This is a genomic window from Planobispora longispora (assembly GCF_016863135.1).
Taxonomy (GTDB): Bacteria; Actinomycetota; Actinomycetes; order Streptosporangiales; family Streptosporangiaceae; genus Planobispora; species Planobispora longispora.
Window position 1 is genome coordinate 1 of sequence record NZ_BOOH01000121.1, and the last position, 520, is coordinate 520.

The 520-nt window shown below is 65.2% G+C and carries 1 protein-coding gene; it reads right to left on the minus strand.

Features of this window, described 5'->3' with window-relative positions; all coding sequences use genetic code 11:
- Positions 1 to 465 (minus strand): flagellin N-terminal helical domain-containing protein (locus Plo01_RS39875; RefSeq protein WP_444980786.1); only part of this gene is annotated, 465 nt, incomplete at its 3' end.
- Between the last annotated feature and the right edge of the window lie 55 nt (positions 466 to 520).

Below are 520 nucleotides of genomic sequence, written 5' to 3' on the forward strand. Positions count from 1 at the left end.
GTCGTTACCGTTGGAGCCGACCTGGAAGGTGCCGCTGTAGGTACCGTCCAGCAGCTTCTGGCTGCCGAAGGAGGTGGTGTCGGAGATCCGGTCCAGCTCGGTCTTCAGAGCCTGGAACTCCTTGTCCGCCGCCTGCTGCGCCTTGGCGTCCTGGGAACCACCGTTGGCGGACTGGACCGCCAGGTCACGCATACGCTGAAGGATCGCGTGCGTCTCGGTGAGCGCACCTTCAGCGGTCTGCACGACCGACACACCGTCCTGCGCGTTGCGAACGGCGACCTTCAGGCCACCGGTCTGGGCGCGCAGACCCTCACTGATGGACAGACCCGCAGCGTCGTCCGCCGCCCGGTTGATGCGGAAACCGCTGGAGAGCTTCTCCAGCGACTTCGCCATCGAGCTGTCGTTGACCGACAGGTTCCGGTACGAGTTCATCGCGGCGATGTTCTGGTTGATACGCAGACCCATGGTGATTTCCTCCTTGACGGGGTCGTGCCGGTCCATCCGTGGCCCGGTCCGCCCC